The organism is Granulicella tundricola MP5ACTX9 (assembly GCF_000178975.2).
Lineage (GTDB): Bacteria > Acidobacteriota > Terriglobia > Terriglobales > Acidobacteriaceae > Edaphobacter > Edaphobacter tundricola.
Genome location: NC_015064.1, coordinates 1,008,178 through 1,023,172, shown reverse-complemented (window position 1 = coordinate 1,023,172; position 14,995 = coordinate 1,008,178). Strand labels below are relative to the sequence as shown.

The 14,995-nt window shown below is 60.7% G+C and carries 13 protein-coding genes; 6 read left to right on the top strand and 7 right to left on the bottom strand.

Going from position 1 to position 14,995, the window contains the following annotated elements; translation table 11 throughout:
* Positions 1-133 precede the first annotated feature (133 nt).
* The 5 genes from crtI to ACIX9_RS04270 are packed head-to-tail and all read left to right on the top strand — an operon-like array spanning position 134 to position 6,690.
* On the top strand, positions 134-1,690 hold the full coding sequence (gene crtI / locus ACIX9_RS04290) for a phytoene desaturase family protein (RefSeq protein ID WP_013579253.1): 1,557 nt from the start codon (positions 134-136) through the stop codon (positions 1,688-1,690).
* A gap of 25 nt (positions 1,691-1,715) precedes the next feature.
* Entirely contained in the window at positions 1,716-3,155 is a 1,440-nt protein-coding gene (locus tag ACIX9_RS04285) for an aldehyde dehydrogenase family protein (protein ID WP_157477289.1), read from the top strand.
* Between the two features lie 17 nt (positions 3,156-3,172).
* On the top strand, positions 3,173-4,693 hold the full coding sequence (locus ACIX9_RS04280; RefSeq protein ID WP_013579251.1) for a phytoene desaturase family protein: 1,521 nt from the start codon (positions 3,173-3,175) through the stop codon (positions 4,691-4,693).
* 18 nt (positions 4,694-4,711) lie between these two features.
* Positions 4,712-5,500, top strand: coding sequence for a lysophospholipid acyltransferase family protein (locus ACIX9_RS04275; RefSeq protein ID WP_013579250.1), 789 nt, complete (start codon positions 4,712-4,714; stop codon positions 5,498-5,500).
* A complete protein-coding gene (locus ACIX9_RS04270) occupies positions 5,497-6,690 on the top strand; it encodes a glycosyltransferase (protein WP_232298783.1) in 1,194 nt (397 codons plus the stop codon). Before ACIX9_RS04275 ends, ACIX9_RS04270 begins: the two co-directional genes overlap by 4 nt.
* Here ACIX9_RS04270 and ACIX9_RS04265 read toward each other — a convergent pair.
* From ACIX9_RS04265 to ACIX9_RS04235, 7 genes are all read right to left on the bottom strand, one after another.
* The gene (locus tag ACIX9_RS04265) at positions 6,675-7,634 is read right to left on the bottom strand and encodes a purine-nucleoside phosphorylase (protein ID WP_013579248.1); all 960 of its coding nucleotides are present in this window, start codon (positions 7,632-7,634) and stop codon (positions 6,675-6,677) included. The two genes, ACIX9_RS04270 and ACIX9_RS04265, sit on opposite strands and share 16 nt — an antisense overlap.
* A gap of 1 nt (position 7,635) precedes the next feature.
* Entirely contained in the window at positions 7,636-8,319 is a 684-nt protein-coding gene (locus tag ACIX9_RS04260; RefSeq protein WP_013579247.1) for a 7-carboxy-7-deazaguanine synthase QueE, read from the bottom strand.
* Positions 8,320-8,400: 81 nt separating this feature from the next.
* Entirely contained in the window at positions 8,401-8,778 is a 378-nt protein-coding gene (gene queD / locus ACIX9_RS04255) for a 6-carboxytetrahydropterin synthase QueD (RefSeq protein WP_013579246.1), read from the bottom strand.
* Positions 8,779-9,244: 466 nt separating this feature from the next.
* The gene (locus ACIX9_RS04250; protein WP_013579245.1) at positions 9,245-9,955 is read right to left on the bottom strand and encodes an MBL fold metallo-hydrolase; all 711 of its coding nucleotides are present in this window, start codon (positions 9,953-9,955) and stop codon (positions 9,245-9,247) included.
* Positions 9,956-10,186: 231 nt separating this feature from the next.
* Positions 10,187-10,432: a hypothetical protein gene (locus ACIX9_RS04245; RefSeq protein WP_013579244.1), complete on the bottom strand. Its 246-nt coding sequence runs from the start codon at positions 10,430-10,432 to the stop codon at positions 10,187-10,189.
* Between the two features lie 9 nt (positions 10,433-10,441).
* The gene (locus tag ACIX9_RS04240; protein WP_013579243.1) at positions 10,442-12,532 is read right to left on the bottom strand and encodes an ATP-dependent DNA helicase; all 2,091 of its coding nucleotides are present in this window, start codon (positions 12,530-12,532) and stop codon (positions 10,442-10,444) included.
* A 119-nt stretch (positions 12,533-12,651) separates the two neighbouring features.
* Positions 12,652-13,020, bottom strand: coding sequence for a VOC family protein (locus tag ACIX9_RS04235; protein ID WP_013579242.1), 369 nt, complete (start codon positions 13,018-13,020; stop codon positions 12,652-12,654).
* A 105-nt stretch (positions 13,021-13,125) separates the two neighbouring features.
* Here ACIX9_RS04235 and der point away from each other — a divergent pair, with 105 nt between their 5' ends.
* Positions 13,126-14,994, top strand: a complete 1,869-nt coding sequence (gene der, locus ACIX9_RS04230; RefSeq protein WP_013579241.1) for a ribosome biogenesis GTPase Der — start codon at positions 13,126-13,128, stop codon at positions 14,992-14,994.
* Position 14,995 lies beyond the last annotated feature (1 nt).

The following is a 14,995-nucleotide window of genomic DNA, read 5'->3' as shown; positions in this document are numbered from 1 at the left end:
ATTGAGTCCTCCGAAAGATGTGGATGCTATCGTTCACCACACGGAATAAGTGCATTTGGGCCCTGCTGAACGCTCTCTATAATTGGAACACCATTGCGGCAGAAAGCTGCGATTGGCTGGGGCAAAAGCGCTGATGAAGAAGGATTCTCGGCAAGTTGTGATCGTCGGGGCAGGACCGGGCGGGCTGGCTGCCGCGCTGCTCCTGGCCAAGTCCGGGGTGAAGGTTACGGTGGTGGAGAAGCGCGCGGATGTGGGCGGGCGGACGTCCACGATTCACCAGGACGGCTTCAAGTTCGATGTGGGGCCTACGTTCTTTCTCTATCCGCGCGTGCTGAAGGAGATCTTTGCGGCGGCGGGGTACGACCTGGATCGCGAGGTTGCGATGACTCGGCTGGACCCGCAGTACCGGCTGGTGTTTGGCGCGGGCGGTGAGTTGCTGGCGACGCCAAATGTTGAGCGGATGGAGAAGGCCATCGAGGCGATCTCACCTGAGGACGCCAAGCGCTTCCACCAGTTCATTACGCATAACCGGAACAAGCTGGAGAAGTTTCTGCCGTTCCTGCAGAGCCCGTTCGAGAGCTGGCGGGATCTGGCGAAGCCGGAGATGCTGAAGCTGCTGCCTCTGCTGGCTCCGTGGCGTTCGCTGGACAGCGACCTACAGGTCCACTTCAAGGATGAGCGGATCCGGCTGGGGTTCAGCTTTCAATCGAAGTACCTGGGGATGAGTCCTTTCCGCTGCCCGAGTCTGTTTTCAATTTTGAGCTTTCTTGAGTACGAGCATGGGGTATTTCATCCGACAGGTGGATGCGGCGCGATCACGCAGGCGATGGCGCGGATTGCGCGTGAGCTTGGCGTGGAGATCCTGCTGGATGAGCCGGTGGAAGAGGTGTTGATTGAAGGCGGCAAGGCCACGGGAGTGAAGACGGCCAACCATATGTTGAAAGCTGATGCCGTGGTGGTGAACGCGGACTTTGCCGGGGCGATGCGGCGGCTGGTGCCGAATGCGAAACGGAATAAGTGGACGAATGAACGGCTGGCGAAGAAGAAGTTTTCGTGTTCGACCTTCATGATGTACCTGGGGATCGATGGGCAGTTTGACGATGTGTCCCACCATACGATCTATCTGGCTGAGAACTATCGGGAGAACCTGAAGGACATTGAGGAGCGCCATGCGCTGAGCGAGAATCCTTCGTTCTACGTGCAGAATGCCTGCGTGACGGACAAGACGCTTGCTCCTGAAGGGCAGAGCACGCTATATGTGCTTCTTCCTGTTACACATGATACGGGCTCCGTTGACTGGGCGAAGGAACAGCCGAGATACCGCGAGATTGCGCTGCGGCAGATGGAACGGATTGGGATCAAGGGGCTTGAGTCCAGGATCAGGACAGAGAAGATTGTGACGCCTGCGGGCTGGTCTGAGGAGTTCGATCTTTACAAGGGAGCGACGTTTTCCATGGCGCACTCTCTTGACCAGATGCTGCATCTGAGGCCGCACAACCGGTTTGAGGATGTGGAACAGATGTACCTGGTGGGGGGTGGGACGCATCCGGGGAGTGGGTTGCCGGTGATCTTTGAGTCTGCGCGGATCACTTCACGGCTGCTGCTGGAGGACTTGAAGATGGAGCCGCAGTGGCAGGCGGGTTCAGCCGAAGAGACGGTGACGGGCGAATTGGTTGGGGCTGCTTCTTGAAATGCCAGTTAGCATGATGGCTACGATGGAACGCTCCCAAGTTCACGTTTCTGATAAAGCCAGTGATGAGGCATGGTTGGTGCAGGCTCTCTGGTCTGCACGCCCGTTGCGGGAGCGCCTGAGCGTTTTGCGGGCGGGACGACTGGGACTGGCACGGAAGACCGACGCGCTGGTGAGTGCGATTTCGACGGAACTTGCAAGGACGCGTGCGGACTCGATGGTTGCGGAGGTGCTGCCGCTGCTGGCCGCCTGCAGATTTCTGGAGCGCGAGGCAGGCGAAATTCTGAAGACGAGGCGGCTGGGACGGCGAGGACTTCCCTTCTGGCTTGCGGGCGTTGAGAGCAGCGTGGAGCGTGTGGCGCTGGGGAGAGTGCTGGTGATTGGGCCTGAGAACTATCCCCTGTTTCTGCCGGGGGTTCAGGTGCTGCAGGCGCTGGCTGCGGGCAATGCGGTGGTATGGAAGCCCGGTGCCGGCGGGCGGGATGTAGCGGAAATCTTTGCGGATGTGATGGAGCGAGCCGGGCTGCCGGATGGCTTGCTGACTGTGACGGATGAGAGTGTTGAGGCGGGTGTCAGCGCCATGCGCGGCGGAGTAGATAAGGTCTTCTTTACCGGGTCTGGGGCGAGTGGGCGGGCAGTGATGAGGGCGGCGGCGGAGACGGCTACGCCGGTGGTGGCGGAGCTCTCCGGGTGTGATGCTGTGATTGTGTTGCCTTCCGCGAATGTGGAGCGGGTGGTGGCTGCGTTGCTGTTTGGGATGCGGCTGAATGGGTCTGCTACGTGTATGGCTCCTCGGCGGTTGATGCTGGTTGGCGGGGGGCATGAGAGGTTGGTGGCGCGGCTGACGGATGCGTTTGCTGCGATGGACGGCGTGGTCGTTCGGGATTCTGTACGGGAGCAACTGCGAGGGTTGGTTGAGGAAGCAAAGAGCGCGGGTGCTGTGGTGCATGGGGATGTGCGTGATGTGTTTATGAAGCCATTGCTGGTGACTCGGGCGCGGCCTGAGATGCAGTTGGCGCAGACGGATGTGTTTGCTCCGGTGCTGACGGTCATGGAGTTTGGAGATGTCGGGGCGATGCTGGAGGCGGATAGGGCTTGTCCGTTCGGGCTCACGGCTGCGGTGTTTGGGGATGAGGTTGAAGCCACGCGGGTGGGTGCTCGGATGAAGGTCGGGACTTTACTGATCAATGATTTGATTGTGCCTACGGCCGATCCGCGGGTGCCGTTTGGCGGACGGCGCGGGAGTGGGTTTGGGGTGACGCGTGGGGCTGAAGGATTGCTGGAGATGACGGCGGTGAAGACGGTGCTGGTGCGTCGCGGCAAAGGGCTCAGGCAGTATGTGCCTACGACTGATACACATGAGAATTTGTTTGGTGGCGTGATTGAGATGGAGCATGGGGATGGCCTGCGAGCGAAGATCAAGGGGCTACGGCGGATGATTCAGGCTGCGATGAGATTGAAGTGATGGACAGGGAGATTGGCATGAAGGTTGGTGTGATTGGAAGTGGATTGGCTGGGCTGGCTGCGGCTTGTACGCTGGCTGCGCGTGGGCACAAGGTGACGGTGTTTGAGAAGAATCCGTGGCTGGGCGGGAAGGCGGCTCAACTTGCAGAGGAGGGGTTCCGGTTCGACATGGGGCCTACGATTCTGATTCAACCTTCAGTGCTGCGGAAGGTGTTCGCCGAGGCGGGCAAACGCATGGAGGACTATGTGCCGATGGTGCGGCTGGACCCGCAGTGGCGGTGCTTTTTTGAGGATGGCAGCACGATCGATCTGATGGATGACACGGGTGCAATGGCCGCGCAGCTAGAGGCGATCTGGCCGAAGATGGGTGCGGGCTATCTGAAGTTTCTGAAGCAGAGCGAGCAGCTTCATTCGATCTCCGACCGGTTCTTCTTCTGGCGATCGATTGGGTCCATGCGGGACACGATGGATGTGAAGGGCGCGTTCGACCTGAAGGTGCTGAAGGACGTGATGCGGATGCGGCTGGGGAAGACTGTGGCCGAGGTGATTCGCGAGAGTATTCCTGATCCGAACACGGCGCAGATGCTGGATCACTTTGTGCAGTACGTGGGGTCAAGCCCGGATGCTTCTCCGGCCATTCTTTGCGCGATTGGGCATATGCAGATGGAGGAAGGGATCTGGTATCCGGTGGGTGGAACTCGGGCGGTGCCGGAGGGGCTTGTGAAGCTGGGGCGGGAGCTTGGCGTTGACTTCCACACGGAGACGAGTGTGGCCAGGATTACGAGTGCCGGCGGAAAGGTAACAGGTTTGGTTACAGATGCTGGGGAGGCGCACAAGTTCGATGCGGTGGTGTCGAATGAGGACGCGGTGAGGACGCATCGGGAGTTGATTGGCGGGGCGGTGGCGCGGACGTTCGAGCATAAGCGTAAGTATGAGCCGGCTTGCTCCGGCGTGGTGCTTTACCTGGGATTGAACAAGCGGTATGAGCACCTGGCGCATCATGATTTTGTGTTCTCTCGCGACCCGCATGAGGAGTTTCATGCGATCTATGAGTTGGGGATTCCGGCGCCTGATCCTACGTGCTACCTGGCTGCTACGGCTGCGACCGATCCGGCGAGTGCGCCGGAGGGTGGCGAGGCGCTGTATGTGCTGGTGCATACGCCCTATCTGCGGCCGGGGCAGGATTGGAACGAGATGTTCCCTGGGTACAGGCAGGTGATTCTGGATAAGCTGAAGCGGACGGCGGGGCTGACGGACATTGAGGAGCGGATTGTGTTTGAGGCGCACCTGACGCCGCAGGATATTCATGAGCGGTACAGGGTGCTGGATGGTGCGATCTATGGGATCTCAAGTCACGGGGTCTTCAATGGGGCGTTCAAGCCGGCGAATCGGTCAAAGGAGTTGAAGGGCTTGTATCTGGCGGGGGGTGCGGCGCATCCGGGGCCGGGGATGCCGATGGTGATGATGTCGGGTTGGATTGCTGCGGATTCGCTGGATCAGGATGCGCAATCAAATGTGCTGCGGGCGGCTGTGGCTTAGGGTAGGCTCGGAAGCACTATGGAGACGCCGTATATTTCGAAGCCGGTGCTTGGGTTCTTCCGGCGGATTGTGCGGGGGTACTTCAGGCGGCACTTTCGCGCGGTGAGGGTGCGGGGGGCGGAGAGGTTTGCTGCGGCAGGCACGGATGGGCGGCCGCTGATTGTGTATGCGAATCATGGGTCGTGGTGGGACCCGATGGTGCAGGTGCTGCTGGCGGCAGAGTTGATGCCGGGGCGGAAGCACTATGCGCCGATGGATGCTGCGGCGCTGGAGCGGTATGGAATCTTCAAGCGGATTGGGGTGTTTGGGGTGGAGATGAAGACGGCCAGGGGGGCGGCGCAGTTTCTAAGGACCGGGCTGCGAGTGCTGCGGGAGGGCGGGGTGATCTGGGTGACGCCACAGGGTCGGTTTGCGGATGCGAGAGAGAGGCCGCTGGAGTTCAAGCCGGGGCTTGCGGCGTTGGCGGCTAAGGTGGCGGGTGGGTGTACGGTGATTCCGCTGGCGATCGAGTATCCGTTCTGGGATGAGCGGCTGCCTGAGACGCTGCTGCTGTTTGGAGAGGCGGTGACGGTGGAGGGGGACTCGGCTGAGGCGGTGGAGGGGCGGCTGAAGTGGGCGTTGCAAAGGGCAATGGATGAGTTGCAGGAGTTGGCGATCGCGCGGGATGCGAGGGCGTTTACGGTGCTGCGGAAGGGTCGGGTGGGGACGGGCGGGTTCTATGAGTTGGGGCAGAGGGTATGGGCTCGGGTACGGGGGCGCAGGTATCAGGCAGAGCATACGGTGATGCCGGAGGAGGAGCAGGGATGATGTTCTGGGTAGCGTTTTCTGCGCTGGTTTGTGCGGCGATTCCGGCTGGGTTGTTCTGCTGGAATCTGCGGCTGTATCGTGCGCCTTCAGGTGGAGATGAGGGCCGACAGCCGGTTTCGGTGTTGATTCCGGCTCGGAATGAGGCGGGGGGGATTGAGGCTGGGGTCAGGGCGGTGTTGGCTAGTACGGGGTGTGAGTTTGAGGTGGTGGTGATGGATGATGGGTCCACCGATGGGACTGCGGAGATTGTGGGGCGGTTGGCGGAGGAGGATGCGCGGGTGCGGCTGGAACGGGCTCCTCTGCTGCCTGCGGGGTGGAACGGGAAGCAACATGCCTGCTGGGTTTTAGCGCAGGTGGCGAAGAATCCTATGCTTTGTTTTGTGGATGCGGATGTGCGGGTGGAGCCGGGGTGCGTGGGGCGGATGGCTGGGTTTCTGGAGGCGGGTGGGAATGGGCTGGTGAGTGGGTTTCCAAGGCAGGTGACGGAGACGACGCTGGAATGGCTGCTGCTGCCGATGATCCACTTTGTGCTGCTCGGTTTCTTGCCGCTGGGCAAGATGCGGGCGGGGACTGATCCGGCGTTTGCGGCGGGGTGTGGGCAGTTCATGATGGCTCGGAGAGAGGACTACTTTGCTTGTGGGGGACATGCGGGGATTCGGCTGACGATGCATGATGGGCTGCGGCTGCCGAGGCTGTTCCGGGAGGCTGGGTTCAGGACGGATCTGGCGGATCTTACGGAGTTGGCCGAGTGCAGGATGTATCGGACGGCGGGTGAGGTTTGGCGGGGGCTGGCTAAGAATGCTACTGAGGGGTTGGGTGATCCGAGGCGGATTGGGCCGGTATCGCTGGCTTTGGTGCTGGGGCAGGTGCTGCCGTTTGTCTTGATGGCGCTGCTACCCGGTGTCGTGTTAGGGCATGCGATGGAGTACTATCAGCAACCACGGCCTCTCGCTTGGACCGCGCAACTTCCTGCGATGTTCTGGGCCGAATTCGTCGTGGTTGCTTTAGCTATCGTTGCTGCGTGGTTGCCGCGGTGGATTGCGGTTGGGCGGTTCAGGCAGGACTGGCGGGGGGCTTTGCTGCATCCGGTGGGGATTGTTTTGCTACTTTGTGTGCAGTGGTATGCGCTGGCGCGGAAGGTGCGGGGTGGGGCGGTGAGCTGGCGGGATCGGGCTTATGTGGGGTCTTGATCGAGGGATTGGATGATGGCGGTGGCTACTCGGTGGGCGTTTTCGAGGGCGGGGCGGTAGGCGGAGTAGGTGGCTACCTTGGTCTCGGCTAGGGATTCGGCGGCGGTGATGTCTTCGCGCTGCTGGTCATAGTTGCTGACAGCCCGGGCGATGAGGACTCGGTTGAAGTCCAGCTTCCCTGCTGCTGCGAGGAAGGTCAGCGATTGCAGAATGCCGGTGTCTTCCATGGCGGTGATGGTGTAGGTGGCCTGGCCTTCGGTCTGATAAGAGACCCAGCGGGTGGCGCGTTGGCTCATGAGGCGGCCGTGGAAGAAGGTGGAGGAGGAGAGTTCGTCTCCTCGCAGGACCTTTGGGGCTGACTGCGCTGGGCTGAACTGTGCTCGGCGTTCGGTGATTTGGGGGGTATCTTCGAGGATGATGTTGCGGGTGAGGTTGAAGGCTCGTTCGATCAGGGTGCTGTTGAGTTGGAAGACGATTCCGTCGTCGTTGTTGAAGCGGGCGGCGCGGGGGGCTTCGTAGGGAGTTGTTTTGCCGATGGGGATGAAGCCGTCGGGCCATTCGGCTGGGATCTCGCGCGCGTCGAGTTCGTGGGTGAGGTCTCCGTCTACGACGTAGTCGGGGAGGACTACGGAGGCGAGAGACGCTTGTGTTGGAGTTGCTCCGGCTACTCCGGTGATGAGGAAGCGAGCGTTTGTTAGATCGAAGCGTGGGTCCAAGCCTAGTGCCATGACTGAGGCGGCGGCTCTTGCCGCGCCTACCCCGGTTGCCAGGGCGAGGGTGCCGGCTCCGTCGGTTAGGAGGGGGCGGTAGGCGGCTTCCAGTGGGATGGTTTGGGTTAGGTTGTTGCGCTGGCGGAAGAGGGTGAGTTCGCCGGGGACGGGGCCCTCATTGAGCGGCCAGTCGGGCTCGAAGGCGGCTATGAGGACCAGCTTGATCCGCTGCATGCTAGACGCCCTTTTTCATCGGTTCCCAGATGAACTTGTGGATCTGGAGGGAGAGGCGAGCGTCTACGCCGTCGTGCATCATCCACTCGACCAAGGTACGGGGGTCCAGGGTGGCGTTTTCGACCGTGCGTAGGGGGCTGGGGTTCTTGGTGAATGCTGGGCTGAGGAGGACGCCGGCGGCCAGGTCGTTGAGGCGATGCTCGGCGATGAAGGCTCGGGCGAACTCGTAGTCGGCGCGGTTGGTGAGGACGAACTTGACTTCGTCGTTTTTGGTGAGCGTCTCTAGGTTTGAGAGGCGGAAGCTGTTGGCTGCGGCTCCGGCACCGGGGCACTTGACGTCCACGATCTTGTGGACGGCTTTGGGAACGAGGTCCAGGGGGCGCTCGCCGGAGGTCTCCATCATGAGGGTGTAGCCCTGGGTGAGGAGGACGTCCATCAGGGGGAGGAGTTCTTTGGCATGGAGCATGGGCTCGCCGCCGGTGAACTCGACCAGCTTGCATGGGGCGAGGGCTTCGATCTGGGCGATGACCTCTTCCTGCGTGAAGGGGTTGCCACCGGTGAAGGTGTACTCCGAGTCACACCAGGCGCAGCGCAGGTTGCAGCCGGCGAAGCGGACGAAGATGCAGGGGAGGCCGGTGAAGCTGGATTCGCCCTGGACGGATTTGTAGAGTTCGATTAAGTGCATAAAGGCAAGTGCAAGTGCGCCCTTGCGCCGGGCGGGCGGTGCTTCGCACGGTTTTGGACGCTTCGCGTTTCTAGAGGCTAGTTATTCGTAGTAGCGGGCGAAGCTGGTGTCGGTTTCGTAGAGGGTGCAATCCTTCACTTTGACTCGGCCTTGCGTCATTTCATCGAGTTGCGTTGCTGTGTTATCGAAGAAGTAACGAGCCAGGTTCTCGGCCGACGGGTTGATCTCGTCGAAGGGCTTCAGGTCGTTGATCATCTGGTGGTCGAGGTAGTCGACCACTGGCCGCATGACCTGCTTGAGGAGCTTAAAGTCAAGCAGGAGACCGGCCTCGTCGAGCTCTGCGCCGACGAGGGTGACGAAGACCTTGTAGTTGTGGCCGTGGGGGTTCTCACACTTGCCTCGGTAGTTGCGGAGGTAGTGGCCGGAGGAGAAACCGGCCTCTACGGTGACTTCAAACATTCAGGTGCTTCCCTTCTTTCGGTCAGCCGGTGTGAGCACGGAGACGGTATACCCTCCCCCGGAAAGTATCTAAAGTCTTCAAAAGAAAGGAGTTAGATCTGGACTAGACGGGGTAAGGCTGTGCAAAGTCTTCAAAACAAGAGGCTTATCCGCAAGATATTGATGCGAAGGGCTTTAGGGGCGATTCTTTCGTGCAGTCTCTCGTTTTGATCGCTAATACCATTTTACAGGAGTGGCGGGAGTGAATATGCCAACTATTTTTTTGACGTAAGTGGCTTGGAATGAATTAGTTATGGAATTTTTTGAGTCTCGAAGGGCTTGACATGCAAGTTTGGCCCAGAAATGACGAAAAAAAGTTTGCAAGTGTGGCGGCCAAGGCGAAGGAGGATTAGCGGCGGGTAGAGTGAAGGGCTTTCTTCCAGCTGTCAGCTACCAGCCATGAGCTGCCAGCTTGCGTGGTGGCGGGTCAGGCTCCGGTTTGCTGGAGGGCTTGCTGTAGGGCGGGAATGCCGCCGGAGCGGATGGCTCCGTGGCCGGCGGCGAAACGGGCTATGTCGTAGGTGAGGAGCTTGCGGGCGCTGGCGACGGCGGTGGGTTTGTGCCAGGTGGCTACGTTGGGGAGTGGGAAGAACCAGGGGGCGTAGCCCGAGACGGCGAGACGACCGACGCAGACGAGAGCGTCTCCGGTGAAGAGAGTGCCGTCGCGCTCGTCGAGGAAGGAGAGGTGGCCGGGGATGTGGCCGGGGGTCTCGATGACGCGGAGGGAGCCGAAGAGCTCGCCTTCTGCGAGGAGGTGAGTGGGGATGGATTTTGTGCCGGGGAGGCTGCCTTTGATCTTGGCCTGAGGTTCGCCGGGCCGGAGAGATTTGTTGGGTTTGCGCTCAAGGAGAGGGAGGCTGCGGGCGCTGGCGGCGAGTTGAGTGTCCGGGCCTAGTTTTTTCATGAGAGCGTCGAGGGAGCCGACGTGGTCGCCGTGAGCGTGGGTGAGGAGGATGCGGCGGATGGGTGCGCCGGCGGTGAGAGCGGCGGCGAGGATGGCATCTGTGCTTCCGCCGATGGTGGTGTCGATGAGGGTGAAGGAGTCGCCTTCCGGGGAGGACTCACGAACGAGATAACAGTTGCAGAGACCGAAGCGGGTGAGCTGGAGGGAGTTGGGGGTGATCTGCGTGGTCTTCATGGGGGGATTGGATGCGGGGTGAGGTTTGTAAGGACAGACAACGACAGAGGCAAATACGGAGGTTCTGAGCTTCGCTCAGAATGACGAACTAAAACAAAAACAAACCACAGCAAAAGCAACGGCGAGAAGCAGATTCCCTTCGGGAATGACAAACAAGTGGCAGCAGCAACAGCAACAGCGACGGCAGCTACTGAGGTTCTTCGCTGCGCTCAGAATGACTAGGTTTGGAGATTAGCGTTTGCGGCGGAGTTGGCGGGCCTGCTCGGCGCGGCGTTCGGCTTGCTCGAACATGCTGGTGAGGGTGCCGGCGAGGGCGATGACCATGGAGAGGACGAGGAAGGCGATGGACATGGTGCGCCAGAGAGCCACATCGCCGGGGGAGCCGGGCTGCTGGGCGATGTTGGAGAAGGAAACGCCGAAGCAGACGAGGCAGAAGAAGAGGAGGGTGCCGGCGAGGATGTAGAGGTTGCGTCCCATGAGTTATCCCTAGTTTATGCGGGAGTTCCCTGCTTTGGCTGCAAAGAATGCTTCTACATCTTCTATGGACTGGGTGACGGTGTAGGGCGGGAGGGAGTCCAGGAAGACTTTGCCGTAGCGCTGGCGTTGGATTCTGGGGTCTAACAGCATGAGGACGCCGCGGTCGTTGAGGGAGCGGATGAGGCGGCCGAAGCCTTGCTTGAGGGTGATGACGGCGGCCGGGATCTGGAGATCGAAGAAGGGCTTGCCGCCGGTTGAGGCGATGAGGTCCATGCGGGCTTTGAGGATGGGGTCTGTGGGGACGCCGAAGGGGAGACGGTCGATGATGACGCAGGAGAGCTGCTCGCCCTGGACGTCTACGCCCTGCCAGAAGGAGCTGGTGCCGAAGAGGACGGCGTTTGGGGTGTCTCGGAATTGCTGCAGAAGCACATGGCGGGGGGCTGTGCCGTGGAGGAGGAGTGGGTAAGGGAGTTCGGCCAGGAGGCGGTCGTGCATGAGGCGCATCTGGCTGTAGCTGGTGAAGAGGACGAAGGCTCTGCCTTTAGTGATTTCGAGGACTCGGCGGATGCGTTCTACGGCGTGCATGGTGAAGTCTGGCTCGCGTGGGTCCGGCATGGACGGGGGGAGATAGAGGAGGGCTTGTTTGGGGTAGTTGAAGTGGCTGGGGACGACGAGTTCCCTGTTGAGCGTGAGGCCGAGGCGGCCGGTGATGTGGGTGAAGGGCGAGGTGCCTTCGGGCGCGGCGACGGTGAGGGTGGCGGAGGTGAGGACGACGGTGGGGTAGCAGTCAAAGAGCGAGGTGGTGAGGAGGGTGGAGACGTCGATGGGTGTGGCCTGGAGCTGGGTGTTGTAGATCTGCTGGGCGGGGCCTCGGGCGAGGTTGCGGACGCCTGAGCCGCCGGCGCGGCGCTCGATCCAGAAGACGGTGTTGGGGTCGTCGGATTCCAGGAGGAACTTGAGGTGCTGGCGGATGTCTTCGGTGCGCTTGATGAGGCCTTTGGTCTCTTCTACGTTTTTGACTTGCTCTAGCTCAGAGGTGAGGCGCTTGAGGGCGTTGGTTGCGCCGATGTAGGCGTCGCCTTCGGTTTCGAGGTAGTCGGCGCGGTGCTCAAAGGGCATGCGGCCTATGGGCTGGTACTCGGTTGTGGGGAGGGAGGCGAAGAACATCTTGCTACGATCTTTGAGGATGGCGCAGGCGGATTCTATGGCTGAGGACGAGGCCTGCTTGGCGCGGAGCATGATCTCGACGTCGCGGGTGAGCTCGTCGATGCGGGCGTTGGAGAGGCCGATGCCGAAGTAGTTGGAGGCGATGTCTTCGAGCTCGTGGGCTTCGTCGAAGATGACGGCGGAGGCGTCTGGGAGGATGCCTGCGTCAGGCGCGCCGGCGGCCTGCTGCTTGATGTTGAGGTCTGCGAAGAAGAGATGGTGGTTGACGATGATGAGGTCGGATTCAAGGGCCTTGCGACGCATCTGGGTGATGAAGCATTGCTCCCAGTCCGGGCAGGTGGTGCCGAGGCAGGCTTCTGTGCGGGCGTCTAGTTTTGACCAGAGGGCGGAGGTCTCGGGGAGGTGGTCTAGTTCAGCGCGGTCACCTGTTGGGGTTGTGCGCTCCCAGGTGGTGATGTGGTGGAACTGTTCGATCTCTTCGAGGCCGCTGAGGAGTGGGGAGTCACGGAGTGCGTAGAGCTTGTGCTTGCAGAGGTAGTTGGCGCGGCCCTTCATGTAACAGACCTTGAGGGGGCCGTAGTCGTCTGCGAGCATGGATTCGAGGAAGGGGATGTCCTTGAAGTAGAGCTGTTCCTGAAGGTTTTTTGTACCGGTGGAGATGATGACGCGCTGGTTGTGCTCGCGTGCATGGCGGAGGGCTGGGAGGAGGTAGGCGAGGGTTTTCCCGGTGCCTGTGCCGGCTTCTACGATGAGATGGCGCTTGTCTTCGAGGGCGGATTCTACGGCTTTGGCCATGTCGTACTGGCCCTTGCGATGCTCGTAGGCGAGGGAGGACTTGGCGAGGATGCCGCCGGGGGCGAAGAAGTCGTGGAGGGTCGGGAGCTTCTTCGGCCTGGCGGACGTGGGGGACGGGATGGGTGGGGCGGTGGACACCTTTGGCTATGATAGCCGGGGATTGTGGAAAAGCGAAGAGAAGGCGTAGTGGGAGAGACAAAAGCTAACCACGGAGGGCACAGAGAAAGACGCTGGGGACACGGAGGTGGAGGTGAGGTTTAGGAGTTTTGGAAGGTGACGCAGATGCCGTTGGGGTCGTGGGCTGCGAACTCGGTGGTGCCCCAGGGTTTGGTGGAGAGGTCTCCATTGGGGTGGATGATGCCGCCGCGCTGCTTGTAGGCAGCGTAAAAGGCTTGGATGTCTTCTACTACGACGCGGACCATGGTTTGCTCGCCTACGGTGCGAGCGACGATGGGGTCGGTGATGCGGGCTATGTGGAGATGGGTGTTGTCGCAGGCTATGCCGGCGTAGGTGGGTGGGTTGGCGTCGGCGTGGGTGCGGGTGAAGCCGGCGATGGTGGTCCACCAGTCGAGTGAGGTCTGAACGTCTGCGGCGGGGAGGATGGGAATGGCGAGTTTGATGGTCATGATGGGGGCAGGATACAACGGTGACGCCGCTGGGGGCGATAAGTTTCTATAATGGAGAGTGATATGTCTGCGCTTTGACTGCGTTGGGCTTGGGAGATTGGGACGATGGCAGCGAAGAAGGCAGCGAAACGGTTAGGCAAGAAGCACAGGCAGGCGAGCACTCGGCCGCATAAGGGTAAGGCTCCGAAGTCTGGGGTGACGACGGGCGCGACGCGGATTGGGGCGGTCGATCCGAAGAAGCGGAAGATCATCGCGACCAAGAAGGCGAAGGTTGTCGCGGAGAAGCGCATCTCCAAGCGGTCGCCGGAGTTTGAGGCGAAGCGGACGATCACAGGGGACGATCCGGAGAAGACGGTCGGGAAGAACTCAGCTAAAGTGCCGCAGGATCGTCCGATGCGTGAGCCGAGACGGCCTTCCGGGCGGATTCTGGCGGGGCCGAAGGACGATGACGACTGGCGCGAGGCGGAGTTGGCAGCGCTGCAGCAGTCTGTCGTGACGGAGAGTGCGGCCAGCCTGGCGCTGCCGCTGATTGCGGTCTGCGGGCGGCCGAATGTTGGGAAGAGCACCTTGTTCAATCGGCTGACGGGGTCAAGGCGGTCGATTGTGGGGGATGAGCCTGGGATCACGCGCGACCGGATCTATGGCGAGATTGAATGGCAGAATGTGAAGGCTCGTCTGGTAGATACGGGCGGCGTGGTGCCGGATGATGAGGCGCTGATTCCGAGCGAGATCTTCCGGCAGGCGCAGGTTGCGCTTCAGGAAGCGGACGCGATCGTTATGGTTGTGGATGGGCGGACGGAGCTGGCTTCACCGGATATGGAGCTTGCTCGTCTGCTGATGAAGGGCGGGAAACCGACTTTTCTGGCGGTCAACAAGATGGACTCCGAGTCGATGTATGCGGCGGCGGAGAACTTCAGGCGGCTCGGGTTCAAGAACGTGCTGCCGATCTCTGCGGAGCATGGGTCGGGCATTGGCGATCTGCTGGATGAGGTTTTTGCGGTGTTGCCGGAACCTGCTGAAGGCTTGGAGATTGAAGAAGAGCCGGAGTTTGAGCCTTTCGACGAGGAGATTGAGGCGGCTGAAGGCGAGGAGCCGGTTCGGGTCAGGACGCAGCGGACGCATGGCGAGTATGAGTCGCGCGAGACGAAGGTTGCGATCATTGGGCGGCCAAATGTGGGCAAAAGCACGCTGCTGAATGCGCTGACGGAGACGGATCGTGCGATCGTATCGCCGATTGCGGGAACGACGCGCGATGCGGTGGACGAGATCGTCGAAAAGAAGGGACATATCTTCCGGTTTGTGGATACGGCAGGAATCAGGAAGAAGGGTAAGACCAAGATGATGGCGGAAAAACTGTCCGTCATCATGGCTCGGAAGCACCTGGAGGCTGCGGATGTGAGCCTGCTGGTGATCGATGCGCAGGAGGGTGTGACGAACATCGACGCCAACATTGGCGGGTATGCGCATGAGAGCGGGCGGTCGGTGATCATCGTCATCAATAAGTGGGATCTGGTGACGACGGCTCGGACGGACGGAAAGCCTGCTGCGGATCAGAAGGCTTATGCGCAGCAGGTTCGTGATGCGCTGAAGTATCTGGACTATGCTCCGCTGCTGTTTATTTCGGCTGGGCCGGAGACTGGTGGGCCGAAGGCGATCGAGCAGGTGTTTGCGAAGGTTGAGCTTGTGGCGAGGGAGCGACGCAAGCGCGTGTCTACCGGAATGATGAACAAGTTCCTGGATAAGGTGGACTTCCAGCGGGCGAGCGTGCCGATGAACAAGCGCGTGAAGATCTACTACATGACTCAGGCGCAGGTCGCTCCGCCTACGTTTGTGCTCTTCACTGACAGAGACATCAAGATGCACTTCTCGTTTGAGCGGTTTCTGGCGAATCAGATCCGGGAGGCTTTTGGGTTTATCGGGAGCCCGATCTGGTTCAAGATTCGGGCTCGGAATAAGAAGAAGGTAGAGGAGTAGA

Bases quoted from the DNA above. Each gene is read 5' to 3' on its own strand.
- crtI (WP_013579253.1), top strand. From the start codon at position 134: ATGAAGAAGGATTCTCGGCAAGTTGTGATCGTCGGGGCAGGACCGGGC.
- ACIX9_RS04285 (WP_157477289.1), top strand. From the start codon at position 1,716: ATGGAACGCTCCCAAGTTCACGTTTCTGATAAAGCCAGTGATGAGGCA.
- ACIX9_RS04280 (WP_013579251.1), top strand. From the start codon at position 3,173: ATGAAGGTTGGTGTGATTGGAAGTGGATTGGCTGGGCTGGCTGCGGCT.
- ACIX9_RS04275 (WP_013579250.1), top strand. From the start codon at position 4,712: ATGGAGACGCCGTATATTTCGAAGCCGGTGCTTGGGTTCTTCCGGCGG.
- ACIX9_RS04270 (WP_232298783.1), top strand. From the start codon at position 5,497: ATGATGTTCTGGGTAGCGTTTTCTGCGCTGGTTTGTGCGGCGATTCCG.
- ACIX9_RS04265 (WP_013579248.1), bottom strand. From the start codon at position 7,634: ATGCAGCGGATCAAGCTGGTCCTCATAGCCGCCTTCGAGCCCGACTGG.
- ACIX9_RS04260 (WP_013579247.1), bottom strand. From the start codon at position 8,319: ATGCACTTAATCGAACTCTACAAATCCGTCCAGGGCGAATCCAGCTTC.
- queD (WP_013579246.1), bottom strand. From the start codon at position 8,778: ATGTTTGAAGTCACCGTAGAGGCCGGTTTCTCCTCCGGCCACTACCTC.
- ACIX9_RS04250 (WP_013579245.1), bottom strand. From the start codon at position 9,955: ATGAAGACCACGCAGATCACCCCCAACTCCCTCCAGCTCACCCGCTTC.
- ACIX9_RS04245 (WP_013579244.1), bottom strand. From the start codon at position 10,432: ATGGGACGCAACCTCTACATCCTCGCCGGCACCCTCCTCTTCTTCTGC.
- ACIX9_RS04235 (WP_013579242.1), bottom strand. From the start codon at position 13,020: ATGACCATCAAACTCGCCATTCCCATCCTCCCCGCCGCAGACGTTCAG.
- der (WP_013579241.1), top strand. From the start codon at position 13,126: ATGGCAGCGAAGAAGGCAGCGAAACGGTTAGGCAAGAAGCACAGGCAG.